The following is a 26,121-nucleotide window of genomic DNA, read 5'->3' as shown; positions in this document are numbered from 1 at the left end:
ATTAAATCACCTTAATGATGACTACCATACAGGCATCCGTTAGATGATCAACACATTGCCGATGATTGGTTGATCAAGCTCACATTCCCCGGATAAATGAGGCACACCAATTCAATTTGCTGTCATATAACTTTATACTGCCATTGTTAATTAATGGTTAATCAGGTGTATTTAATGAAAACTATTGCCTCAGCGCCACTGGCGGAAAATGTCATGATGCCGCAGTACGACCGCCAGCAATTAAAAACGCGGATTGTACATTTTGGTTTCGGTGCTTTTCACCGCGCCCATCAGGCGTTACTCACCGACAGGGTGCTGAATGCGCAGGGTGGAGACTGGGGTATTTGTGAGATCAGTCTGTTCAGCGGCGATCGTCTGATGAGCCAACTGCGCGAACAGGATCATTTATTTACCGTGCTGGAGAAAGGGGCCAACGGCAACCAACCGATTGTTATCGGCTCCGTCAACGAATGTCTCAACGCCAGGCTGGATTCACTGGCGGCTATTATTGAAAAATTCTGCGAGCCTCAGGTGGCTATTGTTTCGTTAACCATTACGGAAAAAGGCTACTGCATCGATCCGGCTACAGGCTCGTTAGACCTCAGTAATCCACGTATTGCTCACGATCTGCAAACACCGACTGAACCGCACTCTGTCCCAGGAATTATTGTTGAAGCGCTACACCGCCGGCGTGAACGCGGGCTACAGCCGTTTACCGTCCTCTCTTGCGATAATATCCCGGACAATGGTCATGTGGTAAAAAACGCCGTACTGGGAATGGCGGAAAAACGTTCACCAGAACTGGCAACCTGGATTCAGGAGCATGTCAGCTTCCCGGGTACCATGGTGGATCGCATTGTTCCTGCCGCTACCGAAGAGTCACTGGCTGAAATCGCACGCGAGCTGGGCGTTGCCGATCCTTGCGCAATCAGCTGCGAACCGTTTATCCAGTGGGTGATTGAAGATAATTTTGTGTGTGGCCGCCCAGAATGGGAAACGGCGGGCGTCCAGATGGTCGAAAACGTCTTGCCGTGGGAACAAATGAAACTGAGGATGCTGAACGGCAGTCATTCGTTTCTCGCTTATCTCGGTTATCTGGCCGGGTTCCAGCACATCAGCGACTGTATGCAGGACAGCGCATTTCGTGAAGCCGCCTACCGTCTGATGCTCAACGAACAGGCGCCTACGCTGCAAATTACCGACGTTGATTTAGACCAGTATGCCCTAAGCCTGTTGGAGCGTTTTGCCAACCCAGCGTTGAAACATAAAACCTGGCAAATTGCGATGGACGGTAGCCAGAAATTACCCCAGCGCATGTTGGAAGGGATCCGCGTACATTTAGCCCGCCAAAGCGAATGGCCGCTGCTGGCGCTCGGTGTCGCAGGCTGGATGCGTTACGTGAGCGGCGTGGATGACTCAGGCGCCGCAATTGATATTCGTGACCCACTAAGTGAGAAAATTGCCGCTCTGGTTAAACAGAGCACAGAGTCAGAACGTGTCAGCGCCCTGCTTTCGCTGCGCGAGATTTTCGCCACCGATCTCGTCCAGAATCCGCAGTTTGTCGCGGCCATTCAGCAGGCCTGGCAACGCATTGCCCAATACGGTGCGCATCAGGCTGTCATTGATACGTTAAAAAGTTAACGATTTCTGCCATTAAACAGGACGAAGCGCGTCTTCGTCCTCTCACCCCTTCTCTTTTTCACCGTTTTTCGCCAGGATTGTTAAATGCCATTACGGTAATTTATGAATCTGGAGTAAATGTGACTAAAACCAATCTCATCACCGGTTTTCTCGGCAGTGGCAAAACCACCTCTATTCTTCATTTATTGGCAAACAAAGATCCTGCTGAGAAGTGGGCCGTGCTGGTTAATGAGTTTGGCGAAGTTGGCATTGATGGCGCGCTACTGGCTAACAGCGGTGCGCTGTTAAAAGAGATCCCCGGCGGCTGTATGTGCTGCGTTAACGGTCTGCCGATGCAGGTTGGTCTCAATACGCTGCTGCGTCAGGGAAAACCTGACCGTCTGCTCATTGAACCCACCGGCCTCGGCCACCCTAAACAGATTCTGGATTTACTCACCGCACCGGTTTACGAACCGTGGATCGATCTGCGTGCGACCCTCTGTATTCTTGACCCGCGGCTGTTACTGGATGAAAAAAGCGTCGCCAATGACAATTTCCGCGACCAGCTGGCCGCCGCAGATATCATTGTTGCCAACAAAACCGACCGTGCTACGACGGAAAGCGAAAACGCCCTGCAAAGCTGGTGGCAACACTATGGAGGTAATCGCCAGTTAGTTCATGCCGACCATGGACAAATTGACGGACAGCTACTGGATTTGCCCCGACTAAACCTGGCAGAGCTTCCTGCAAGCGCGGAGCACGCCCATAGTCATGCCGACAAAAAGGGGCTAGCAGCGTTGAGTCTACCCGCACAGCAGCGCTGGCGTCGTAGCCTGAACAGCGGACAGGGCCATCAGGCCTGCGGTTGGATTTTTGACGCCGATACTGTGTTCGATACTATCGGTCTGCTGGAATGGTCTCGTCTTGCTCCTGTTGGACGAGTGAAGGGGGTAATGCGTATTAAAGAAGGACTGGTACGCATTAACCGCCAGGGAGACGACTGGCATATAGAGACGCAAAACGTCGCGCCACCAGATAGTCGTATTGAACTCATCGCCGATACCGAGACCGACTGGAATGCGCTACAGAGCGCATTGTTGAGACTTCGTTTAGGCGCTAGCGCGTAAGGTTGCCTTCGTTTTTTAGCAATGGTAAACGACGATGAAAACCCGATACCCTCTAATCCTCCTGCTTAATATTGTGGGCCTGGCACTGTTTCTGTCCTGGTATATTCCAGCCGGGCATGGGTTCTGGTCTTCACTGGATACGGGCGTTTTCCGCTTCTTTAATCATAAACTGGTGGAAAGTCCGCTGTTCTTATGGGTTGTTGCTATAACCAATAACCGGGCATTTGATGGCTGCTCATTGCTGGCAATGGGCGCATTGATGCTGCACTTTTGGCTCAAAGAGACATCGGAAGGTCGCCGACGCATTGTGGCTATCGGTTTGGTTATGCTGCTTACCGCAGTGATATTAAATCAGCTGGGCCAGGCGCTTATTCCCGTTAAACGTGCCAGCCCAACCCTGATGCTGGATAATATTTATCGCGTCAGCGAACTGCTGCATATTCCGACCAAAGATGCGTCGAAAGACAGTTTTCCTGGCGATCACGGCATGATGTTGCTTATTTTTTCCGCATTCATGCTGCGTTATTTCGGAAAAGTCGCAGGAATAATCGGCCTTATTATCGCTGTGGTTTTTGCCTTCCCACGCGTAATGATTGGCGCCCACTGGCTCACCGATATCGTGGTTGGTTCCATGACGGTGGTCTTGATTGGCCTTCCCTGGTGGCTAATGACGCCATTAAGCGACCGATTAGTCACTCTGTTCGTGAATTATCTACCCGGCAAAAACAAACAATTTTTAAACAAATAACGCAGAGTAATTAACATCATCAGGGATACTTCTGATTCCCTGATGATGCCTGGCAATATTTCATCATTCTGATTGTCATTCTCCTGTCATCTTATTCATGTTTAAAATGAGTAAGTTGCGTGTTTTTTACCCTGATTGTTCTTAATTTAGACAATGCCGTTTATTCACTTTCTGTATCAATTTTTCTTATAAGAAATCACGTAAAATCACTCGCATTGACCGGAACGATCGGGTAATCTCGAACACGTTTTGCCTCGCGGGATAATTATTCCCTTTCAGAATAAATTTGTGCGTTCTGCCACAGATTTGACCTTAAGGAATTGTCTCATCGTGCGATGGTAATTAGTCTCGTCACGTTTGGCATTTTTTATAACGATATTTATCGTTAAGGACTTCAAGGGAAAACAAACAAAATGGTCAAATCTCAACCGATTTTGAGATATATCTTGCGGGGCATACCCGCGATAGCAGTTGCGGTTCTGCTTTCTGCATGTAGCACAACGAACACCGCCAGGAATATGCATTCTGAGACGCATGCTGTGGGCAATGGAGATAACTCTTCACTGCAAGCCTCTCAGGATGAATTTGAAAATATGGTACGTAATATCGATGTTAAATCACGTATTATGGACCAATATGCTGACTGGAAAGGCGTGCGTTACCGCCTTGGCGGCAGCACCAAAAAAGGTATTGATTGTTCAAGCTTCGTACAACGTACGTTTCGTGAGCAATTTGGTTTAGAGCTTCCTCGCTCAACCTATGAACAACAGGAAACGGGTAAATCCGTTTCGCGCACTAATCTGCGTACAGGCGATCTGGTTCTGTTCCGTGCTGGCTCTACTGGCCGACACGTCGGTATTTATATCGGCAACAACCAGTTCGTACATGCCTCGACCAGCAGTGGCGTTATCATTTCCAGCATGAACGAGCCTTACTGGAAAAAACGTTACAACGAAGCTCGCCGGGTTCTGAGCCGCAGTTAATTTCGTTTGGCAGCTATCCCTTGGCTATCCTGATGAGACATATAAAAAAGCACTGCTACGGCGGTGCTTTTTTTTGCTTTGCCCTTGTGACTAAGAAAAATCTCACAACATGAGTCATTTCAGGTTATATTCATACAGTATAAGTGGTTACTTCAGGTAAACATAAGGAACTATGTTAAGGCGCTCCTCTTCTTCCGATCGGAAACTCCTGCTCACCTGCGTTATAACGGGGATAGTCGTCGCGTTACTCGTCAGCTCACTGCAGTTTTTTATGTCATGGCATCAACGAAACGCAAAGTACGACACGCTAACGTCTAACATACAAAACTATATTGAAAGTTTCTTCGCTGACCTTGAAACCACCACCAACACACTGCAACCTCTGGTAAAAGACACCTGCTCGCAAGCTTCAGCTCAACTCACTTCCAGCGCCGCGTTTAGCCTGAATGTGCGGGCCTTTTTGCTGGTAAAAGACGGTATCGCTTTCTGCTCTTCAGCAACCGGTTCAATGAATACGCCTCTTCAGCAATTGGTTCCCGTGCTGGACATGACGAAAGATATCGATATGGATCTCCAGCCCGGTACGCCAATGATGCCGAATAAACCGGCAATACTCATTTGGTATCGCAATCATTCATTACAGAACAGCGGCGTTTTTGCCACCCTGAATGTTAACCTGGCACCCTATCTTCTCTATAACGCCCGGCAAGATGATTTCAACGGTGTGGCACTCGTCGTCGGGAAGACGGCTATCACCACGTTTTCCAAACAATTAATCCCCATGTCTGAACTCCCTGCTCTCCCATCATATAATGCAGCCTTGTCTACATTCCCGTTGGAGGTGCGTTTTTACGCGGATCGGTGGACGTATAAAGATGTTGGATACGCCATCATGCTCGGATGCATGGCCGGGATCATGACCGCCCTCCTTCTCTGGTACTACATCTACAGCATCCGTTTACGCCCAGGCAAAGATATCCTCAACGCCATTAAACATAACCAGTTTTATGTGGTGTACCAGCCAGTCGTAGAGATGCAAACGCTCGAGGTGAAAGGCGTCGAGGTCCTGTTACGTTGGAATCACCCAACAACGGGTGAGATCCCACCGGATGCCTTTATTCATTACGCTGAATCACAGAAAATGATTGTGCCGCTAACTCAGCACCTCTTCAAGCTGATAGCCCAGGACGCGCCGGCGCTGCAAAAAGTGTTACCCGTTGGCGCAAAATTGGGGATCAATATCGCGCCAACGCACTTACACGGCGAGACGTTTAAGGACGACATTCGGCACCTGCACGCTTCGCTTCCCGCAAACTATTTTCAGATAGTACTGGAAATCACTGAACGAGATATGCTCAATCAGCACGAGGCTACAAAGCTATTTGAATGGCTGCATTCCGCAGGTTTTGAGATTGCCATTGATGATTTTGGCACCGGTCATAGTGCGCTTATTTATCTGGAACGCTTTACCGTTGACTACCTGAAAATCGATCGCGGCTTTATTAACGCCATTGGGACGGAAACCCTGACCTCTCCGGTTCTGGACGCCGTGTTGACACTCTCTAAACGTCTTAATATGCTGACGGTTGCTGAAGGGGTAGAAACACCTGAGCAAGCCCATTGGCTGCGCGATCGTGGGGTGCATTTTTTCCAGGGGTACTGGATTAGCCGACCATTAAAGCTTGCTGATTTCGTGCGTTGGATGGCACAGCCCAATAAGCCGACGTGGTGATCGCAGTATGCGATTCATATACTCTCACTCGCCGCTACATCCCTTATCTTTCAGGCATGATGCCCGTCGGGTTGTGGCAGGAAAAGGAAATCGCTTTTACATGATCCCTCGCGTATTGCTGCTGTTTATCGCCCTCATCGGGTTTAGCGCCGAGGCGCAGTCCATCAAAGAAAGCTATGCTTTTGCCGTGCTGGGTGAACCGAAGTACGCGTTTAACTTTAATCACTTCGATTATGTTAATCCCGCAGCCCCTAAAGGTGGTCAAATCACCCTCTCCGCCATTGGCACATTTGACAACTTTAACCGCTATGCAATGCGAGGTAATCCCGGCGCACGTACCGAAACGCTTTACGATACGCTGTTTACGACCTCTGACGATGAACCTGGTAGCTATTACCCGCTCATTGCCGACAGCGCACGCTATGCTGACGACTATTCCTGGGTAGAAATTGCCATTAATCCACGAGCGCGTTTTCACGATGGATCACCCATTACCGCCCGCGACGTCGCATTCACCTTCCACAAATTTATGACTGAAGGCGTGCCGCAGTTTCGTCTGGTCTACAAGGGAACAACGGTAAAAGCCATCGCGCCATTAACCGTACGCATTGAATTAGCCAAACCGGGTAAAGAGGACATGCTCAGCCTGTTTTCATTACCCGTGATGCCAGAGAAGTACTGGAAAGATCATAAGCTCAGCGATCCCTTATCCTCGCCACCGCTCGCCAGCGGCCCTTATCGCATTACCAAATGGAAGATGGGCCAGTATATTGTCTATTCGCGCGTCAAAGATTATTGGGCCGCTAATCTCCCCGTCAATCGTGGACGCTGGAACTTCGATACCATCCGCTACGACTATTATCTGGATGATAACGTCGCCTTTGAAGCGTTTAAGGCCGGTGCGTTTGATCTGCGTCTTGAAAATGATGCCAAAAACTGGGCGACGCGTTATACCGGGAAAAATTTTGCGAATCATTACATCATCAAAGATGAACAAAAAAATGAATCCGCCCAGGATACGCGCTGGCTGGCCTTTAATATTCAGCGTCCGGTGTTCAGTGACCGACGGGTGCGGGAAGCCATCACGCTGGCCTTTGATTTTGAATGGATGAATAAAGCCCTGTTCTATAACGCCTGGAGCCGGACCAACAGCTATTTTCAGAATACCGAATATGCTGCGACAAAATACCCCGATGCAGATGAACTGGTGATTCTCGCGCCCTTGAAAAAAGATCTCCCTCCTGAGGTCTTCAGCCAAATCTATCAGCCGCCAAAATCAAAAGGCGATGGCTACGATCGTGAGAACTTGCTGAAAGCCGATACCTTACTGGAACAAGCCGGATGGGTACTCAAGGGGCAGCAGCGCGTAAACAGCGTCAGCGGTAAACCTCTGAGCTTTGAACTATTGCTCCCGGCGGGCAGCAACAGTCAGTGGGTGTTGCCGTTCCAGCACAACCTGCAACGCTTAGGCATTACCATGAACATCCGCCAGGTTGATAACTCACAAATCACCAACCGCTTACGCAGTCGCGACTATGACATGATGCCAAGGTTGTATCGCGCAATGCCGTGGCCGAGTTCAGACCTGCAAATTCTGTGGGCTTCTCAATATATTGACTCCAGCTATAACGCCCCCGGTGTGCAAAGCCCTGTTATCGATAAGCTGATCGGTCAAATCATTGCCGCGCAAGGTGATAAAGCCAAACTGATCCCACTCGGCCGGGCACTGGACAGAGTTTTAACCTGGAATTACTACATGTTGCCGATGTGGTTTATGGCCGAGGATCGTATCGCCTGGTGGGACAAATTTTCGCATCCGGCTATTCGCCCAATTTATACCATTGGCCTCGACAACTGGTGGTATGACGTCAACAAAGCGGCGAAACTGCCCGCAGCCAGACGGCAGGGAGAATAGATGGGCGCTTATCTGATTCGACGTCTGCTGCTGGTGATCCCAACGCTTTGGGCCATCATCACCATCAACTTTTTTATCGTGCAAATTGCCCCCGGCGGTCCGGTTGAACAGGCCGTCGCCGCCATTGAGTTCGGGCAAAGCGGGGCATTACCTGGCGCGGGTAGCGAAGGCGTTCGCGCCAGCCATGCGCAAACTGGCGTTGGTAACATCAGCGACAGTAATTATCGCGGCGGCCGGGGTCTGGACCCGGAAGTTATCGCGGAAATCACTCGGCGCTACGGGTTCGATAAGCCCATTCATGAGCGTTATTTCAAAATGCTTTGGGACTATATTCGTTTCGATTTCGGCGACAGCCTGTTTCGTAGCGCCTCTGTGCTGACGCTTATCAAAGACAGCCTGCCGGTTTCCGTTACGCTGGGCCTATGGAGTACGCTCATCATCTATCTGGTGTCGATACCGCTTGGGATCCGCAAAGCGGTTCACAATGGCAGCCGGTTTGATGTCTGGAGTAGCGCATTTATTATTATTGGCTATGCCATTCCGGCCTTTCTGTTTGCCATTTTGCTGATCGTCTTTTTTGCCGGGGGCAGCTACTACGACCTGTTCCCGCTGCGCGGGCTGGTTTCCGCCAATTTTGACTCCCTGCCCTGGTATCAGAAAGTGACCGACTACCTTTGGCACATTACCCTGCCGGTGCTGGCGACGGTAGTTGGTGGGTTTGCCGCGCTGACTATGCTGACCAAGAACTCATTTCTGGATGAGGTGCGCAAACAGTATGTCGTCACCGCACGCGCTAAAGGAGTCAGCGAGAAAAATATTCTGTGGAAACATGTGTTTCGCAATGCCATGTTGCTGGTGATCGCCGGCTTCCCGGCGACGTTTATCAGCATGTTTTTTACCGGTTCGCTGCTGATTGAAGTGATGTTCTCGCTTAACGGTCTGGGACTACTGGGGTATGAATCCACCGTATCACGCGACTACCCGGTAATGTTTGGCACACTCTATATCTTTACCCTGATCGGTCTGCTGCTGAATATCCTCAGCGACATCAGCTATACGCTGGTCGATCCCCGTATTGATTTTGAGGGACGCTAATGTCGCGATTAAGCCCCGTCAATCAGGCCCGCTGGGCGCGCTTTCGCCACAACCGTCGCGGCTACTGGTCGCTGTGGATTTTTCTGGTGCTGTTCGGTCTTAGTCTGTGTTCAGAGCTGATTGCCAATGATAAGCCGTTACTGGTGCGCTACGACAATAGCTGGTATTTCCCCCTGTTCAAAAACAACAGTGAAAGCGACTTCGGCGGACCGCTGGCGACCCGGGCTGATTATCAGGATCCGTGGCTACAGCAGCGCCTGGAAAACCAGGGCTGGATCCTGTGGGCACCAATACGCTTTGGGGCCACCAGCATTAACTTTGCCACCGATAAGCCCTTCCCTTCCCCGCCTTCTGCACAAAACTGGCTGGGAACAGACGCCAACGGCGGTGATGTACTGGCACGGATCCTCTACGGCACACGTATTTCTGTCTTATTTGGCTTAATGCTCACCCTATGTTCGAGCGTGATGGGCATTATGGCTGGCGCAATACAGGGCTATTATGGCGGCAAGGTGGACCTGTGGGGGCAACGATTCATTGAAGTTTGGTCCGGTATGCCAACGCTGTTTCTCATCATTCTACTGTCGAGCGTTGTCCAGCCTAACTTCTGGTGGCTGCTGGGTATTACCGTGCTGTTTGGCTGGATGAGCCTGGTTGGCGTGGTGCGCGCGGAGTTTTTACGTACCCGAAACTTTGATTATATTCGTGCCGCTCAGGCGCTCGGCGTGAGCGATAGCAGTATTATTCTGCGCCATATGCTACCCAATGCGATGGTTGCCGCTCTGACCTTTTTACCGTTTATTTTGTGCGCCTCGATAACCACTCTAACCTCGCTGGATTTTCTTGGGTTTGGCTTACCGCTTGGCTCGCCATCGCTCGGAGAACTTCTGTTACAGGGTAAAAACAACCTGCAGGCGCCGTGGCTTGGCATCACCGCGTTCATCTCCGTTGCCCTGCTCTTATCGCTTCTGATCTTTATTGGTGAAGCGGTACGCGACGCGTTCGATCCCAACAAGGCGATTTAAGATGACACAACCTCTGTTAGCTATTGACAATTTATCGGTAGGTTTTCGTCAACAAGAGACCGTGCGCACCGTGGTCAACAGTCTGTCACTGCGCGTTGATGCCGGACAAACGCTGGCGCTGGTGGGTGAGTCCGGCTCAGGTAAAAGCGTGACCGCGCTATCTATTTTACGGTTATTGCCCTCCCCTCCGGTCGTCTACCTTTCCGGCGACATCCGTTTTCATGGTGAATCATTACTTCACGCCGATGAGCAAACGCTTCGCGGCGTGCGGGGGAATAAAATCGCCATGATTTTCCAGGAACCAATGGTGTCACTGAACCCGCTTCACAATCTGGAAAAACAGCTTTATGAAGTGCTGTCGCTGCATAGGGGAATGCGTCGGGAGGCCGCGCGAGCAGAAATCCTGACCTGTCTGGATCGCGTTGGCATCCGTCAGGCGGCCAAACGTCTCGCAGACTACCCGCACCAACTGTCCGGCGGGGAACGCCAGCGCGTGATGATCGCCATGGCATTGCTAACACGACCGGAGCTGCTGATTGCCGATGAACCGACTACCGCGCTGGACGTTTCCGTTCAGGCACAGATCCTGCAACTGCTGAGGGAACTACAGCGCGAGCTGAACATGGGATTACTGTTCATCACCCACAACCTCAGCATTGTGAAAAAGCTGGCCGATACCGTGGCGGTCATGCAAAACGGTCAGTGCGTTGAGCAAAATAAAGCAGCACAGTTGCTCACTGCGCCCACGCATCCCTACACGCAGAAATTGCTAAACAGTGAACCTTCCGGCGACCCGGTACCTTTACCGGCCGGACAAGCCCCGCTGCTGGAAGTGGAAAAACTGCACGTCGCCTTCCCCATCCGCAAAGGTATCCTGAAGCGTGTGGTGGACCACAACGTCGTGGTTAACAATATCAGTTTCTCTCTGCGGCCCGGTGAAACGCTGGGGTTGGTAGGTGAGTCTGGGTCGGGGAAAAGCACTACCGGACTGGCGCTCCTGAGGTTAATCTCCTCACAGGGAAGTATTGTGTTCGATGGTCAGGCGCTGCATACCTTAAATCGTCGCCAGCTGTTGCCGGTCCGTCACCGTATTCAGGTGGTATTTCAGGATCCCAACTCCTCGCTTAACCCACGCCTGAGCGTGCTACAGATTATCGAGGAGGGGTTACGCGTTCATCAGCCAACCCTGTCAGCCGAACAACGCGAGGCGCAGGTGAAAGCGGTGATGACGGAAGTGGGACTGGATAGCGAAACGCGGCATCGTTACCCGGCTGAGTTTTCCGGCGGTCAGCGTCAACGTATTGCCATCGCCAGAGCATTGATTCTCAAACCTTCCTTGATTATCCTGGATGAGCCAACATCATCGCTAGACAGAACCGTACAGGCGCAAATCCTGACGTTATTAAAGTCCTTACAGGAAAAGCATCGGCTGGCTTATATTTTTATCAGCCATGATTTGCACGTAGTACGCGCGTTATGCCATCAGGTTATTGTGCTACGTCAGGGAGAGGTCGTGGAGCAAGGGCAATGCGAGCACGTATTTAACGCGCCACAGCAAGCCTATACGCGTCAGCTGCTTGCGCTAAGCTGACGCTCAAAACGGATTGTTATTTGAAAACGGCTCTGCGATGGCCACGCCGAAGTTTTTCAGTCTGCAGGTCGCGGCAAATTCATCCTGGCGATTCACAAACAGGCACGGCTCCCCTTCGCATTCCAGTACGGAACAAGGAACCTCAATGTCGCTGAGGGCCTGGCTGAGCTTATGCATGACTGACCATGCGCTGTCACCATCAGGGCTGAGCAATTTGAGCGCCACCAGACTGTTCTCATTGCTCTGACCGTTTTGCGGAATCGGTTCAACCTTTGAACCTGCGAAACCCACCGACCAACGATAGCTCTGCGGCAGACGATGAACGATTGAGAGTTGTAATGTCATCACTTTCTTTCCCTGGAAGCACAATCACTTCACAATTATTTTACATCAATATTAACACATCATTGACAATACGTCTTCAGACAGTTGGTAAACGTTTACACCCTGTCTTTATGCCGCTTTCCGAACCAGGTAATTAAAATTATTCAATGGTTCCGGCATATTTCCGGGCTATATGTACTCGTTTCTGCGATCTAACTCAACCTTTTTAACTACAATGATGTGACTTTTTACATAAATTGATTTTACATAAAATAAACATAACCAGGGGAACTGATAGATTTGCGGTTGATGTATATCAACTCTGGAGGCCTTATGGCCCCCAGGATGTGTAATAGATCACCGTTTTTGGGCGCGACTGGCGTAAAGACAGAAGAGAATTGAACAGGTAGCGCAAAATGCGATCGACCATATCATTGGCCAGGCCGAGTTAAAGGTCGCCAGAGACAACAGCGCCCCAACGATGGCACCAATGCCGAAGCGGAATGTCCCTGCCAGCGATGACGCCGTTCCCGCCATATGTGGAAATTCATCCAGAATAACCGCCATAGCGTTAGATGACACCATCGACACACAGCCAACAAACGCCGCAACGCCCACGACCAGGGCCCAGAACCCCAACCCAAACAGTGTGCTAAAGACCATCCAGCCTGCCATCACGAACTGGATCCACAGACCGGTACGGAACATATTCAATGCCCCAACCCGACGCACAAAGCGGCTGTTGATGATAGTCATCACGAACAGGAATACGATGTTCAGTGCGAAGTAATAACCGAAATGTTGCGGTGAAACGTGGTTGATCTCAATGTAGACAAAGGGTCCGGCGCTCAAAAACGAGAACATCCCGGCAAAACTGAATCCGCTGGCCAGCATATAGCTCAGCACACGTTTATGACGAAACAGCGAGGCAAAGTTGCCAATAGTAGTACGCAGGCGAAACGGCTGGCGACGCTCTACCGGCAGAGTCTCTTTGATCAGTGTAAGGATCATCACTGACGCCAGAATAGCCGCCATGGCGAGGATCCAAAAGATATAGTGCCAGCTCAGCCATACCAGCACCCAGCCACCGATAATCGGTGCCATTAATGGCGCAATTGTCGTGACCAGCATGACGAATGACATCATGCGCGAAAACTCTTCTTTCGGATAGATATCACGCATCAGGGCGTTGATAACCACGCTCGCTGCAGCAGCAGCCAGGCCGTGGAAGAAACGCATCACGATCAGTTGATCGATGGTTTGCGCCAGTGCGCAGGCCACAGCCGCCGCCGCAAACACCAGCGTCCCGCCCAGGATCACTGGCTTGCGTCCAAGGCTGTCTGCCATTGGCCCGTAGAACAGTTGCCCCACTGCGAACCCCAGAATATAGGTACTGAGGGTCATCTGCGCGCTACCTGCTGGCACACCAAACTGTTCAGAGATAACAGGCAGCGCCGGAAGATACATATCAATCGACAACGGCATCAACATGGCTAACAAGCCAAGGATAAAGACAATGGCAATTGACGAGTTCTGCCGGGTGGTCACATTTAGCTCCTGAAATTAACGCGGGGTTAAGTTAACGCTGGCGATTTCTTCTTCAGTCAAAGGACGGTATTCACCCGGCGCCAGATCCTCATCAAGCCTGATGTCACCAATCCGTTCACGGTGCAGTTCCACAACGTGGTTACCCACCGCGGCAAACATACGTTTAACCTGATGATAGCGCCCTTCGCTGATGGTCAAACGCACCTGAGTTGGCGTAATCACTTCCAGCACGGCCGGTTTGGTCAGGTCTTTCTCATTGTGCAACTGTACACCATGGGCAAACTGTTCGGCGGTATCATCTGCCACTGGCGACTCCAGCGTCACCAGATAGGTTTTCTCACAATGGTGACGAGGAGAGGTGATGCGATGCGACCACTGTCCGTCATCGGTCATCAGCACCAGTCCAGTGGTGTCGATATCCAGACGCCCTGCCGCATGCAGTTTGTAGGCAACCGGTTCATCAAGGAAATAGAGCACCGTCGGGTGATCGGGATCATCCGTTGAGCAAACATAACCCTGAGGCTTATTCAGCATAAAATAGCGCGGGCCATTTTGTTGAACCAGGGAATTACCGTCATATTCTACGTCGTGTTCTGGCAGCAGCTTAAAAGCGCTATTTCTGACGATTTCACCGTCGACGGTAACGCGGTTAGCACGGATCTCACGCCCGGCAATAGCGCGGCTGACGCCGAGTTGCTGAGCGATAAATTTATCAAGTCGCATGTGTGTGATTTTGCCTGTAAAAATACGAGAATCGGGTTTACGCCCGAAAAGTGGGACCGTTATCCGCCCAGTATAGCGGCGTTATACCATCCCTCAAGAGAAATGATTCATGGCATACTACTCCTTGTTATTGTTTATTTTAGTGAGCCCATGATTTTTACTCTTCGCCCGTACCAAAAAGAAGCCGTGGACGCCACGCTCAACCATTTTCGCCACCACCGCACCCCGGCGGTTATCGTCCTGCCAACCGGCGCGGGCAAAAGTCTGGTGATTGCCGAGCTGGCCCGCGTGGCGCGTGGTCGCGTACTGGTACTGGCGCACGTCAAAGAACTGGTCGCACAAAACCATGCGAAATATTGTGCGCTGGGGCTGGAAGCCGATATTTTTGCCGCTGGCCTGAAGCGTAAAGAGAGCCACGGGAAAGTGGTATTTGGCAGCGTACAGTCGGTAGCGCGTAATCTGGACGCCTTTCAGGGAGAATTCTCCCTGCTTATCGTCGATGAATGCCATCGCATTGGCGATGATGAAGAGAGTCAGTATCAGCAAATCCTCACTCACCTGACCAAAGTAAATCCTCTCTTACGCCTGCTCGGACTTACCGCCACACCTTTTCGTTTGGGCAAAGGCTGGATTTATCATTTTCATTATCACGGAATGGTGCGCGGCGACGAAAAAGCACTGTTTCGCGACTGCATTTATGAATTACCGCTGCGCTACATGATTAAACACGGCTACCTGACACCGCCAGAACGCCTCGACATGCCGGTAGTGCAATATGACTTCAGCCGCCTGCAGGCACAAAGTAACGGCCTGTTTAGCGAAGCGGACCTGAATCAGGAACTGAAAAAGCAGCAGCGAATAACGCCGCATATCATCAGCCAGATTGTCGAGTTTGCCCAGACGCGTAAAGGGGTGATGATTTTCGCCGCCACAGTTGAACACGCCAAAGAAATTCTGGGTCTGCTGCCTGCTGACGACGCCGCACTTATCACCGGAGACACGCCTGGCGCCGAACGCGACGTGCTGATTGAAGAGTTCAAAGCCCAACGTTTTCGCTATCTGGTGAATGTGTCGGTCCTGACCACTGGCTTCGATGCCCCGCACGTCGACCTTATCGCCATTCTTCGCCCGACCGAGTCAGTTAGCCTTTACCAACAAATTGTCGGTCGTGGGCTGCGCCTGGCGCCGGGTAAAACCGACTGTCTGATCCTCGATTACGCTGGTAACCCGCACGACCTGTACGCGCCGGAAGTTGGTGCGCCGAAAGGGAAAAGCGACAACGTTCCGGTACAGGTGTTCTGTCCTGCCTGCGGCTTTGCCAACACCTTCTGGGGCAAAACAACGGCCGACGGCACGCTGATTGAGCACTTTGGCCGCCGCTGTCAGGGATGGTTTGAAGATGATGACGGCCATCGCGAACAGTGCGATTTTCGTTTCCGTTTTAAAAACTGCCCGCAGTGCAACGCGGAAAATGACATCGCCGCCCGCCGTTGTCGGGAGTGCGACGCAGTACTGGTTGACCCGGATGACATGCTGAAAGCCGCGCTCAGGCTTAAAGATGCGCTGGTCCTGCGCTGCAGCGGGATGGCGCTACAAAATGGGCAGGATGAAAAAGGCGAATGGCTGAAAATTACCTATTACGATGAAGATGGCGCCGACGTCAGCGAACGCTTTCGCCTGCATACTCCCGCGCAGCGAACGGCCTTCGAGCAACTGTTTATTCGCCCGCACACCCGAACGCCCGGCATTCCCTTACGCTGGATAACCGCCGCCGATATCCTCGCCCAGCAGGCGCTGTTACGTCATCCTGATTTCGTGGTCGCGCGCATGAAAGGTCAGTACTGGCAGGTCCGTGAAAAGGTCTTCGATTATGAAGGACGCTTTCGTCGGGCACATGAATTACGCGGTTAATCGTACTTTTGATTGATGTACCAGCCGTTTGAGTATAGAATCTCGCCCGCTTTTGCATACGCAAAGCAGATCACTTACCTGTTGCTGGGTCGCCTGTAGCAGGAATTATTAAAGAGAGATTTAAATGTTTACTATCAACGCTGAAGTACGTAAAGAGCAGGGTAAGGGTGCGAGCCGCCGCCTGCGTGCCGCTAACAAGTTCCCGGCAATCATCTACGGTGGCGCAGAAGCCCCGATTGCTATCGAACTGGATCACGATGCAGTTATGAACATGCAAGCTAAAGCTGAATTCTACAGCGAAGTTCTGACCATCGTTGTTGACGGTAAAGAAGTTAAAGTTAAAGCTCAGGCTGTACAGCGTCACCCGTTCAAGCCGAAGCTGTCTCACATCGACTTCGTTCGCGCGTAATCGCAAACAAGTTGAAGAAAAACCCCGCCAAGGCGGGGTTTTTTTATGGGATTTTGTAATCGATACTGATGGTTCTCGTCGACCGGATAAGGCGTTTACGCTCTCACCCGGCAAACGGTTTTATTTCCCGCCCGACGTGCGACGCTGCAGCTGGTCGCGCAGGTTCGGCGGCGTACCTTTGATGGTCAAAGTATCTGTAGCCGGATCCCAGAAAATACGTTCACCCAGTAGCATGGCGTCGAAGTTGATGGTTAACCCACCGCCGCTTCCGGCAAATTTGGTTAACTGACGCAGCGTACTGCGATCTGCCGGGAAGCTCTCTTCCAGCTCGTAGCCTTTATCAGCGGTAAATTCGCTGAAGCTAACTTCACTGACGCCGGAAAGCTCTTTGGACAGCGACTCCAGCTCGATCTCTTCACCGGCTTGTAGCTGTTCGTTGCAGTAGCTGTACACCTGCTGACGCACGTTCTGGCGTTCAGCTTTATCGAGCTGCGCCTCGGCAGTAAAGTCATCGACCGCCTGCAGCAGGCCACGGTTTTGCGCTTTGGCATTCAGACCTTCGCTGGCACCGAGGAAATCCATAAAGAAATCGGCGACTTTGCGCCCTACCCGCCCTTTCAGGAACGTCAGATAGCGCGTGGACTCCGGATTGGTTTCCCATTCGGTTAAATCAATACGCGCCACGATATCCGCATGATTGATGTCCAGATAGTGCGTCGGATTGATATCCAGATTTTCATTGACGCGCATGCTGCTTAAATTGTTCAGCACGGCGACCAACAGATACTCTACCGCCAGATAGCGGTAATGGCAGAACAGGACAATGCCGCCGTCGGCAAAAGGATATTTCGCCAGCTCGTCCCGCAAGCGTCCGGTCGCGGCACGACTAAATGCCAGAAAATCCTCTTCGCCCTGACGCTGTAAACGCAGCGTTTGTGCCAGTTCACTCTCTTCGCTAAACAGGCCATAAGCTTTATTCTTGGCGCTATATACCCGATGCAGCTCAGCCATCATATCGACAACCGTCGCTGTCGGTTCCAGTAATGAATCGCGCAAGACCAGCTCAAGGTTCTGCTCGTCACGTTTGATAAGCTGGTGCAGGGCAATCTGGTTGATATCCAGACTCATGATAAACTCTCCTTTTAGACCGGGCGGTATTCAACCACCTGCCGGGCAGTGACGCAATAGAAGATAAAAAAGCAGAAAAAAAACTGTCTGTACGGTAATATGTTGCCCTTTCATGAACAGACTGATTTCGATTTATGCCACAAATTTCCCGCTATAGTGACGAACACGTTGAACAACTGCTGAATGAGATGCTCAACGTACTGGAAAAACATAAGGCGCCGACCGACCTTTCCCTGATGGTACTGGGAAATATGGTGACTAACCTTATCAATACAAGCATCGCACCGGCCCAGCGCCAGGCGATTGCCAACTCTTTTGCCCGCGCATTACAGTCTTCGGTAAACGACGACCAAGCGCATTAAGAGCCTGCTCCGGGGAAACGAACAACAGTTTATGGTAACTCATCGTCAGCGCTACCGTGAGAAAGTCTCCCAGATGGTTAGCTGGGGGCACTGGTTTGCCTTGTTCAACATTCTGTTGGCCGTGGTACTCGGTAGCCGTTACCTGTTTGTCGCCGACTGGCCGACAACGCTTGCAGGTCGTATTTATTCCTATGTAAGCCTGGTCGGACATTTTAGTTTTTTGGTGTTTGCCACCTATCTGCTAATCCTGTTTCCCCTGACGTTTATCGTCATGTCCCAGAGGCTGATGCGATTCTTATCAGCTATTCTGGCGACGGTGGGCATGACGCTGTTGCTAATCGACAGCGAAGTTTTCACCCGCTTCCATTTGCACCTCAACCCGATCGTCTGGGAACTGGTCATCAACCCTGACCAGAATGAAGCGGCGCGTGACTGGCAACTGATGTTTATCAGCGTGCCAGTGATTCTGTTAATTGAAATGCTGTTTGCGACCTGGAGTTGGCAAAAGCTGCGTAGCCTGACGCGTCGTCGCCACTTCGCCAAACCGTTAGCCGCATTCTTCTTCATTTGCTTTATCGCCTCGCACGTGGTGTATATCTGGGCGGATGCCAATTTCTATCGCCCGATTACCATGCAGCGCGCGAATCTGCCGCTCTCCTACCCGATGACGGCGCGTAAGTTCCTGGAAAAACATGGTCTGCTGGATGCGCAAGAGTATCAGCGTCGCCTGATCGAGCAGGGGAATCCGGAAGCAGTTTCCGTGCAGTACCCGCTGAGCGAACTGCGCTATCGCGATATGGGCACCGGCCAGAACGTCCTGCTGATCACCGTCGACGGCCTGAACTATTCACGCTTTGAAAAGCAGATGCCTGCGCTGGCTGAATTCGCCGGGCAGAATATCTCCTTTACGCGTCACATGAGCACTGGCAACACCACGGATAACGGGATTTTTGGCCTGTTTTACGGCGTCTCACCAAGCTACATGGATGGGATTTTATCGACCCGAACGCCTGCGGCGTTGATTTCCGCGCTGAACCAGCAGGGCTATCAGTTAGGGCTATTCTCTTCGGATGGCTTTACCAGCCCGCTTTATCGCCAGGCGCTGCTGTCAGATTTCTCCATGCCAAGCGTGCAGACGCAATCTGACGACCAAACCGCAAGCCAGTGGATTAACTGGCTGGGACGCTACGCGCAGGAAGATAACCGCTGGTTCTCGTGGGTCTCCTTTAACGGGACCAACCTTGATGAGAGTAACCAGAAGAATTTTGCCAAACGCTATGCCAGCGCCGCTCAGGATGTGGATGCCAACATCAACCGCGTTATTAGCGCCCTGCGCGACTCCGGCAAACTGAACAACACGGTGGTGATTATTACCGCTGGTCGGGGCGTGCCGCTGACGCAGGAAGAGAACAGCTTTGCCTGGTCGCGAGGCCATCTGCAGGTTCCTCTGGTTATTCACTGGCCGGGAACGCCAGCACAGCGCATCAATAGTCTGACCGATCATACGGACCTGATGACAACGCTGATGCAGCGCCTACTGCACGTCAGTACACCTGCTAACGAATACTCACAGGGGCAGGATCTGTTCAATGCAACTCGCCGCCATTACTGGGTTACTGCCGCTGACGGCAGCACGATGGCCGTTACCACACCCGAGATGACGCTGGTGCTGAACAACAACGGTAATTATCAGACCTATAATTTGCGCGGCGAGAAAATAAAAGATCAGAAACCGCAGCTAAGTCTGCTGTTACAGGTTCTGACGGATGAGAAGCGATTTATTGCTAACTGATTAATTATAAATCAGTTAGCGAGACATGCTCTTGCATTCGTAGCGGAAAGCAGTAGTATTAGCAGCCATAGCGTCGGCACGTAGCGCAGCCTGGTAGCGCACCGTCATGGGGTGTCGGGGGTCGGAGGTTCAAATCCTCTCGTGCCGACCAAAAATCCCCAAAAAAACCAACCTTAGGGTTGGTTTTTTTATGTCTGAGATTCATCATTCCTGAGTATTACTACGGCTTTCAGTACAGGTTTTACTACTTACCCATGCACAAATTGGGGTAAAATTTATCCTCTCATCAGCGTGATGAATCTGGACGATTGATGCGCTGAAAACAATAATGATACTAATAAAAACTCAGGAGAATAGTATGCCTGAAGCAACGCCTTTTCGGGTGCTGATTGTTGACGACCACCCACTGATGCGGCGAGGAATTAGTCAATTATTGCAACTTGATCCCGCCTTTAACGTAGTCGCGGAAGCGGGTGATGGCGCCAGCGCTATCGACCTGGCAAACCGCCTGGACCTTGATGTGATCCTACTGGATCTCAATATGAAAGGGATGAGCGGACTGGATACCCTGAATGCGCTGCGTCGGGACGGCGTCACGGCGCAAATTATTATTCTTACCGTATCGGATGCCGCCAACGATGTGTACGCTCTAATTGATGCCGGCGCGGATGGTTATTTGCTTAAAGACAGCGATCCTGAAGTCCTGCTGGAGGCTATTCGCAGTGGTGCCAAAGGTGGTAAAGCCTTTAGTACCCGCGTCAGCGAATATTTGCGCGAGCGCGACCTGTTTGGCGCTCAGGAAGACCCATTCAGCGTTCTCACCGAACGCGAACTGGATGTGTTACATGAACTTGCTCAGGGGCTGTCGAACAAACAGATTGCATCAGTGCTGAATATTTCTGAACAGACGGTGAAGGTGCATATTCGCAATCTGCTGCGCAAACTCAACGTGCGTTCTCGTGTAGCTGCCACCATTCTATTTTTACAAACACGCGGCATGCAGTAATCAGATATTGCCCGATGGCGCTACGCTTATCGGGCCTACAAGTCACGTGCATCAGTAGGCCGGATAAGACGCTTTGCGTCGCCATCCGGCATCTTCCACTCTTACTTCTCCTGCGGCGTTAGCTGCTCCATCGCCTGCTTAATGCTGCGTTCTATCACCGCCCGACGGGTATCATTGGCCGGTAATAATTTCAGCATCATCTCCCACGCCGCAACCGCCTCGCCAAAGCGCTGCTGTTCAAAAGCGTTAAACGCATACATGCTGAGAACCCGCACGTTGGCATGTTCGCCGCGTACCAACTGGCGTAGCAGCTCCCCTCCCCGACGGTTATCATCAGGATCGGAAGAACGGGTCAGCGCTTCCGCATAGCCCAGCGCAGCATCGCTGTTTTTCGGATCCAGTCGATAAGCATTGGCATAGGCTTCAGTGGCCGTACTGGCGTTACCAAGTACCATGCCAATGCGCCCAAGCATGATCCAACCTTCAACGTTGGCAGGATCGGCTTGTAAGCGAGTGCGCAGACCCAACGCCAGACGCGTCATATCTTCTTCATTGAGCGGATCAGCTTTTGGATCCAACGCCCGCTCCAGCAGCGCCGGAGCCTGAGCGGTGGCCTGTTGCCAGACCTGAACCTGCTTATAGTTGCCGGTTTCATAATAGCTCACTGCGCCAACCCCCAGCGCCACCACGATGCCGGGCACAAACAACCCGAACCCACCGCGTTTGCCATCCGGGATAACGTCATCAGGAAACTCTTCCTGTTTTACCCGGACACGTCGGCGAGTACGGGCGAAAATAATCCAGCCACCCAGACCAATCGCAACCACCGGCATCACCCACAAAAGTACAGTAAGCGGCGTCAACGGCGGATCGTAAGTGACGAAGTTGCCGTAGCGGGCCACCATGTAGTCGACAATCTCTTTCTGACTTTTTCCTTCCTGCATCAGTTCGTACACTTTCTGACGCAGGTCGGTGGCAATCATCGAGTTAGAATCGGCAATACTGTTGTTCTGACATTTAGGACAGCGCAACTGTTCGGTAAGCTGACGGAACTGCTGCTCCTGCGCTTCATCCTTAAACTGCATCACATCGATGGTCGCAAGGGCGGATCCCGAGATAACCAGCATCAGCAGGCCCAGTAAAAATCTCATTGCGCAGCCTCCTTACTGTACTTATCCCACAACGGTTTGATCTCGCTCTCCCACACCCTGGCATTCAAATCGCCGGCATGGCGATAGCGAATAATACCTTTCCCGTCGATCAGGAACGTCTCCGGCGCGCCGTACACGCCAAGATCCAGACCAAGCATACCGTCGCCGTCAAACAGGCTTAATGAGTAAGGATTGCCCAGCTCCTTCAACCAGACAATGGCTTTCTGACGATCGTCTTTATAGTTCAGACCCACTACCCGCACGCCCTGCGCAGACAGCTGATTCAGGTACTGATGTTCGGCGCGACAGGTCGGACACCAGGTCGCCCAGACGTTCAGCAGTACCGGTTTGCCCTGGGTCAGCACATCGGCCTGATAATGCTGACCCGGATTTTCCAGCGACTCCAGGCGGAATGTCGGAACGGGTTTGCCGATCAGCGCCGACTCCAGATTAGTGGGATCGTCCCCCTGAGCGTTACGCGCCAGCTGCCACAGCAGCGCCGCCGCAATGATCAGAAAAATAATAAACGGAATTAACAGTGCGTTGCGCTTCATACAGCCTCCGACGCATTTTTTTGCACCGCGGCACGAGGACGCGTGCGCTGACGATAGCGTGGATCAAACAGGCAGAACAATCCGCCCAGCGCCATCAGCAATCCTCCGGCCCAAATCCAGCGAATAAACGGTTTGTAGTACAGACGCACAGCCCATGCGCCGTTATCCAGTTCTTCACCCAGCGCAGCGTACAGATCGCGTGTGAATCCGCCGTCAATTGCCGCTTCAGTCATCATCGAACTGGTGCTGTTATAGAAGCGTTTTTCCGCATGCAGCGTGGCTTCTGGTTTACCATCTCGGGTAACGCCAATAATGGCGACACCGCCCCGGTAGTTAGGTCCGGTAATATCTTTCACTTCGCGGAACGTGAACTGATAGTTATGGATACTGACGCTATCACCTGCCTTCATGCGCACATCGCGTTCAACACTGTAGTTCTGGCTAAAGGCAATACCGACAATAGTAATCGCCAGCCCAACGTGGCCCGACACCATGCCCCAATAGCTTGGTGTTAACTTCGTTCCGCGGGAAACACGCAGGAACGCTTCGGACACCGCCAGCACGAATATCCAGCATGCCATCGCCAGACCCACCACCGTCATAGCGGCAATGCGATCCTCAAACAGCCACGGCAGCAGCAGCGACATAACAAGCGTGGTGACAAACGCGATAATCAGTAACGTTTTCAGTTTACGCGGTCGGTCACGGCCCCAGCGCACTAATGGCCCTATTCCCAGCAACAGCGCGAACGGTGCCATCAGCCAGGTAAACATGGTGTTGAAGAACGGCTCGCCAATCGAAATGCTGCCCAGCCCCAGCTGTTTGTGCACCAACGGCAGCAGCGTACCCAATAGCACCACCAGCATGGCGGCAATCAGCAGAACGTTGTTGCCCAACAGCAGAGATTCACGCGACCACAGCGCGTTATTTACCCGTGAGCGGACCTTGTGACCGCGAACCGCAAACAGCAGCAGGGAGCCGCCAATCACTAATACCATAAAGGCCAGAATAAACATCCCGCGCGACGGATCGGAGGCAAAAGCATGCACCGATACCAGCACGCCGGAGCGCACCAGGAAAGTCCCCAACAGGCAAAGCGAGAATGCGCAGATTGACAGCAGCAGCGTCCAGGCTTTAAAGCTGGCACGCTGTTCGGTGACCGACAACGAGTGCATCAGCGCCGTTCCCACCAGCCATGGCATAAACGAGGCATTTTCAACTGGATCCCAGAACCACCAGCCGCCCCAGCCCAGCTCGTAATAGGCCCAGGCGGAACCGAGCACAATACCCAGCGTCAGGAACACCCACGCCGCCAGCGTCCACGGACGCGAAAAACGGGCGAAGGTACTGTCCAGTCGGCCACTCATCAACGCGGCAATCGCAAACGCAAAGGCCACGGAGAAACCGACATACCCCATGTACAGCAACGGCGGATGGAAAATCAGCCCCGGATCCTGCAACAGCGGGTTCAGGTCGCGCCCTTCAATAGGGAAGTTGGGCAACGTACGGGCAAATGGATTGGAGGTAAACAGAATAAACAGCAGAAAGCCAACGCTGACCATCCCCATCACCGCCAGCACGCGGGCGACGATGTCCAGCGGCATACGCTGGCTGAATGCCGCAACGGCGAACGTCCAGCCGCTCATCAACAGTACCCACAGCAGCAGAGAGCCTTCATGCGCGCCCCAGGTTGCTGCCACCCGATACCAGACCGGAAGCTGGGTATTGGAGTTGCTGGCAACGTAGGTGACGGTAAAGTCATTAACCACGAAGGCGTTGACCAGAATCAGGAATGCGCCCATCACACAGATAAACAACACCCAGGCAAAGGGCCGCGCGGAAGCCATCATCCGTACATCGCCGCGCGCTACACCCCACAGCGGATAGACCGACAGCAGTAACGCCACGCCTAGCGCAAGGCACAACAGCGCATTGCCAATTTCAGGCATCATGACGTTTTATCCTTATACACGCTTTCCGGACGACGATGGTTTTCCTGCATCGCTTTTTCAACTTCCGGCGGGGTGTAATTTTCATCATGTTTGGCCAGAACCTCTTTGGCCTGTACATGATTTCCCTCGTCCAGTTCGCCCTGAACAACAACACCCTGCCCTTCGCGGAACAGATCCGGCAGAATACCTTCATAGGTTACATCCACCACACCTTCGGCGTCATAGATGCTGAAATTCACCTTTAATGACTGCGGATCGCGCTTTACGCTACCGGGCATCACCATACCGCCCACGCGCAGACGCTGACCGACTTCAGGCATCTGCTGCGTTTCGCGCTTACCGTAGAGTATCTCTCCCGGCGTATAGAACAGGTCAATATTGGAACGCAGCGCATAAAGCACTAGCGTAATGGTCAAAGCCAGACCCGCCAGTACCGCACAGGCTATCCATAACCGATTTTTACGTCGAATATTCACGCCGCCTCCCGTTGCACTTGCGCCGCACGCATACGTGCTTCTCTCGCCCGCTGCTGCGCTACACCGCGTAAAATTGCGCGATGCTGTAACGTGGAATGCACTACCAGCACCACCAGCGGGATAACGCTCATCGCTACGGCAAGCCAGACATACAAGGCGTAGCCGCCCATCGCGAAAAAATCACTCCATGATGCAAATGCAGGGGTCATTGGCGGCCTCTTTTTAAGATCAGTTCGCTCACCCACGGGCGGCGTTTTTCCATCATCAAAATCAGGTTACGCATGCGCATCAGCGCCAGCGTGACAAACAGTAACAGGTAGCCGACGATCGCCAGACGCAGCGGCGTACGCATCGCCGGATCGATGCTTTGCTGCATGCGGGTAGAACCCTGATGCAGCGTATTCCACCACTCAACCGAGTAGTGGATAATCGGTAAGTTGACCACGCCAATCAGCACCAGAATACCGGCGGCACGACCTGCCAGACGGCGGTCATCAAAGGCATGCCACAGCGCAATGGCGCCAACGTAGAGAAACAGCAGCACCAGTTCAGAGGTGAGTCGGGCATCCCAAACCCACCAGGTTCCCCACATCGGTTTGCCCCATGCGGAACCTGTCACCAGCGCAATAAAGGTAAACACTGCACCAATCGGCGCCATCGCAGCCAGCGCCAGATTGGCCATTTTCATCTGCCAGACCAGGCCGATAAACGCGGCAACGGCCATCGAGGCGTAAATGCCCATCGACCAGATTGCCGCCGGAACGTGCAGATAAATAATGCGATAGCTCTGCCCCTGCTGATAGTCTGCAGGGGCAAAACCAAAGCCCCAGGCCCATCCCGTTATCAGTACCACCGCGCTGGCAATCGCCAGCCACGGGATAAACCAGCCACAGATCTGATAGAGCCGAGGGGGCATCGCCAATTGATGAAGTGTTTTCCACATAGTTCA

At 52.2% G+C, this 26,121-nt stretch carries 24 protein-coding genes and 1 tRNA gene; 15 read left to right on the top strand and 10 right to left on the bottom strand.

Annotated features, from left to right (window positions below):
* Positions 1 to 174 precede the first annotated feature (174 nt).
* The 9 genes from OGX66_RS19730 to yejF all read left to right on the top strand — a co-directional run bounded on the left by OGX66_RS19730 (position 175) and on the right by yejF (position 11,836).
* Positions 175 to 1,641, top strand: coding sequence for a mannitol dehydrogenase family protein (locus OGX66_RS19730; RefSeq protein ID WP_016150668.1), 1,467 nt, complete (start codon positions 175 to 177; stop codon positions 1,639 to 1,641).
* Positions 1,642 to 1,760: 119 nt separating this feature from the next.
* Positions 1,761 to 2,747, top strand: coding sequence for a CobW family GTP-binding protein (locus OGX66_RS19725; protein ID WP_003027465.1), 987 nt, complete (start codon positions 1,761 to 1,763; stop codon positions 2,745 to 2,747).
* Positions 2,748 to 2,781: 34 nt separating this feature from the next.
* The gene (locus tag OGX66_RS19720; RefSeq protein ID WP_003840063.1) at positions 2,782 to 3,495 is read left to right on the top strand and encodes a phosphatase PAP2 family protein; all 714 of its coding nucleotides are present in this window, start codon (positions 2,782 to 2,784) and stop codon (positions 3,493 to 3,495) included.
* A gap of 413 nt (positions 3,496 to 3,908) precedes the next feature.
* A complete protein-coding gene (mepS, locus tag OGX66_RS19715) occupies positions 3,909 to 4,478 on the top strand; it encodes a bifunctional murein DD-endopeptidase/murein LD-carboxypeptidase (RefSeq protein WP_003027474.1) in 570 nt (189 codons plus the stop codon).
* A gap of 172 nt (positions 4,479 to 4,650) precedes the next feature.
* Positions 4,651 to 6,210, top strand: coding sequence for a cyclic di-GMP phosphodiesterase (locus OGX66_RS19710; RefSeq protein ID WP_103798150.1), 1,560 nt, complete (start codon positions 4,651 to 4,653; stop codon positions 6,208 to 6,210).
* A gap of 100 nt (positions 6,211 to 6,310) precedes the next feature.
* Positions 6,311 to 8,125 (top strand): extracellular solute-binding protein, encoded by a 1,815-nt coding sequence (locus OGX66_RS19705; RefSeq protein WP_003027480.1) that lies wholly within the window; start codon positions 6,311 to 6,313, stop codon positions 8,123 to 8,125.
* Positions 8,126 to 9,220: a microcin C ABC transporter permease YejB gene (locus OGX66_RS19700; protein ID WP_003834575.1), complete on the top strand. Its 1,095-nt coding sequence runs from the start codon at positions 8,126 to 8,128 to the stop codon at positions 9,218 to 9,220.
* Positions 9,220 to 10,245, top strand: a complete 1,026-nt coding sequence (locus OGX66_RS19695) for an ABC transporter permease (RefSeq protein ID WP_286512129.1) — start codon at positions 9,220 to 9,222, stop codon at positions 10,243 to 10,245. The genes OGX66_RS19700 and OGX66_RS19695 overlap by 1 nt, the downstream gene beginning before the upstream one ends.
* 1 nt (position 10,246) lies before the next feature.
* Complete coding sequence (gene yejF / locus OGX66_RS19690) at positions 10,247 to 11,836, top strand: microcin C ABC transporter ATP-binding protein YejF (protein ID WP_044701144.1); 1,590 nt, start codon at positions 10,247 to 10,249, stop codon at positions 11,834 to 11,836.
* Between the two features lie 3 nt (positions 11,837 to 11,839).
* On the opposite strand, the gene OGX66_RS19685 is transcribed toward yejF, so the two are convergent.
* The 3 genes from OGX66_RS19685 to rsuA all read right to left on the bottom strand — a co-directional run bounded on the left by OGX66_RS19685 (position 11,840) and on the right by rsuA (position 14,431).
* The gene (locus tag OGX66_RS19685) at positions 11,840 to 12,184 is read right to left on the bottom strand and encodes a YejG family protein (protein ID WP_085951589.1); all 345 of its coding nucleotides are present in this window, start codon (positions 12,182 to 12,184) and stop codon (positions 11,840 to 11,842) included.
* A gap of 333 nt (positions 12,185 to 12,517) precedes the next feature.
* Positions 12,518 to 13,708: a Bcr/CflA family multidrug efflux MFS transporter gene (locus OGX66_RS19680; protein ID WP_003027494.1), complete on the bottom strand. Its 1,191-nt coding sequence runs from the start codon at positions 13,706 to 13,708 to the stop codon at positions 12,518 to 12,520.
* A gap of 15 nt (positions 13,709 to 13,723) precedes the next feature.
* Complete coding sequence (gene rsuA / locus OGX66_RS19675; RefSeq protein ID WP_003027496.1) at positions 13,724 to 14,431, bottom strand: 16S rRNA pseudouridine(516) synthase RsuA; 708 nt, start codon at positions 14,429 to 14,431, stop codon at positions 13,724 to 13,726.
* Positions 14,432 to 14,581: 150 nt separating this feature from the next.
* Between rsuA and radD the strand changes: the two genes are divergently transcribed.
* Positions 14,582 to 16,342, top strand: a complete 1,761-nt coding sequence (radD, locus tag OGX66_RS19670) for a DNA repair helicase RadD (protein ID WP_057101415.1) — start codon at positions 14,582 to 14,584, stop codon at positions 16,340 to 16,342.
* A gap of 124 nt (positions 16,343 to 16,466) precedes the next feature.
* A complete protein-coding gene (rplY, locus tag OGX66_RS19665) occupies positions 16,467 to 16,751 on the top strand; it encodes a 50S ribosomal protein L25 (protein ID WP_003027502.1) in 285 nt (94 codons plus the stop codon).
* A gap of 120 nt (positions 16,752 to 16,871) precedes the next feature.
* On the opposite strand, the gene yejK is transcribed toward rplY, so the two are convergent.
* Complete coding sequence (gene yejK / locus OGX66_RS19660; protein ID WP_003027504.1) at positions 16,872 to 17,879, bottom strand: nucleoid-associated protein YejK; 1,008 nt, start codon at positions 17,877 to 17,879, stop codon at positions 16,872 to 16,874.
* A 134-nt stretch (positions 17,880 to 18,013) separates the two neighbouring features.
* On the opposite strand from yejK, the gene OGX66_RS19655 reads away from it, so the two are divergent.
* From OGX66_RS19655 to narP, 4 genes are all read left to right on the top strand, one after another.
* Positions 18,014 to 18,241: a YejL family protein gene (locus OGX66_RS19655; RefSeq protein ID WP_003027506.1), complete on the top strand. Its 228-nt coding sequence runs from the start codon at positions 18,014 to 18,016 to the stop codon at positions 18,239 to 18,241.
* Positions 18,242 to 18,272: 31 nt separating this feature from the next.
* The gene (gene yejM / locus OGX66_RS19650; RefSeq protein ID WP_121540256.1) at positions 18,273 to 20,033 is read left to right on the top strand and encodes an LPS biosynthesis-modulating metalloenzyme YejM; all 1,761 of its coding nucleotides are present in this window, start codon (positions 18,273 to 18,275) and stop codon (positions 20,031 to 20,033) included.
* 74 nt (positions 20,034 to 20,107) lie between these two features.
* Positions 20,108 to 20,184: transfer RNA gene (locus tag OGX66_RS19645), tRNA-Pro, on the top strand.
* 207 nt (positions 20,185 to 20,391) lie between these two features.
* Positions 20,392 to 21,039 carry a nitrate/nitrite response regulator protein NarP gene (narP, locus tag OGX66_RS19640; protein WP_003027518.1) on the top strand — a complete coding sequence of 216 codons (648 nt, stop codon included), beginning with the start codon at positions 20,392 to 20,394 and terminating at the stop codon, positions 21,037 to 21,039.
* Positions 21,040 to 21,140: 101 nt separating this feature from the next.
* Here narP and OGX66_RS19635 read toward each other — a convergent pair whose 3' ends face one another.
* From OGX66_RS19635 to OGX66_RS19610, 6 genes are read right to left on the bottom strand one after another with little or no spacing between them, the layout of a single operon-like run.
* Positions 21,141 to 22,190, bottom strand: a complete 1,050-nt coding sequence (locus OGX66_RS19635) for a cytochrome c-type biogenesis protein CcmH (RefSeq protein WP_049002051.1) — start codon at positions 22,188 to 22,190, stop codon at positions 21,141 to 21,143.
* Complete coding sequence (gene dsbE, locus OGX66_RS19630) at positions 22,187 to 22,744, bottom strand: thiol:disulfide interchange protein DsbE (protein ID WP_003834613.1); 558 nt, start codon at positions 22,742 to 22,744, stop codon at positions 22,187 to 22,189. Before dsbE ends, OGX66_RS19635 begins: the two co-directional genes overlap by 4 nt.
* The gene (locus OGX66_RS19625) at positions 22,741 to 24,696 is read right to left on the bottom strand and encodes a heme lyase CcmF/NrfE family subunit (RefSeq protein WP_003839444.1); all 1,956 of its coding nucleotides are present in this window, start codon (positions 24,694 to 24,696) and stop codon (positions 22,741 to 22,743) included. The genes dsbE and OGX66_RS19625 overlap by 4 nt, the downstream gene beginning before the upstream one ends.
* Entirely contained in the window at positions 24,693 to 25,172 is a 480-nt protein-coding gene (ccmE, locus tag OGX66_RS19620; RefSeq protein WP_003834619.1) for a cytochrome c maturation protein CcmE, read from the bottom strand. The genes OGX66_RS19625 and ccmE overlap by 4 nt, the downstream gene beginning before the upstream one ends.
* A complete protein-coding gene (gene ccmD / locus OGX66_RS19615) occupies positions 25,169 to 25,381 on the bottom strand; it encodes a heme exporter protein CcmD (protein WP_003027536.1) in 213 nt (70 codons plus the stop codon). Before ccmD ends, ccmE begins: the two co-directional genes overlap by 4 nt.
* Positions 25,378 to 26,115 carry a heme ABC transporter permease gene (locus tag OGX66_RS19610; protein ID WP_286512125.1) on the bottom strand — a complete coding sequence of 246 codons (738 nt, stop codon included), beginning with the start codon at positions 26,113 to 26,115 and terminating at the stop codon, positions 25,378 to 25,380. Before OGX66_RS19610 ends, ccmD begins: the two co-directional genes overlap by 4 nt.
* Positions 26,116 to 26,121 lie beyond the last annotated feature (6 nt).

The sequence above is a fragment of the Citrobacter sp. Cf072 genome (assembly GCF_030334485.1).
Classification (GTDB): Bacteria; Pseudomonadota; Gammaproteobacteria; order Enterobacterales; family Enterobacteriaceae; genus Citrobacter; species Citrobacter freundii.
The sequence above is the reverse complement of the archived record's forward strand: the minus strand, read 5'-3'. Positions and strand labels throughout refer to the sequence as shown.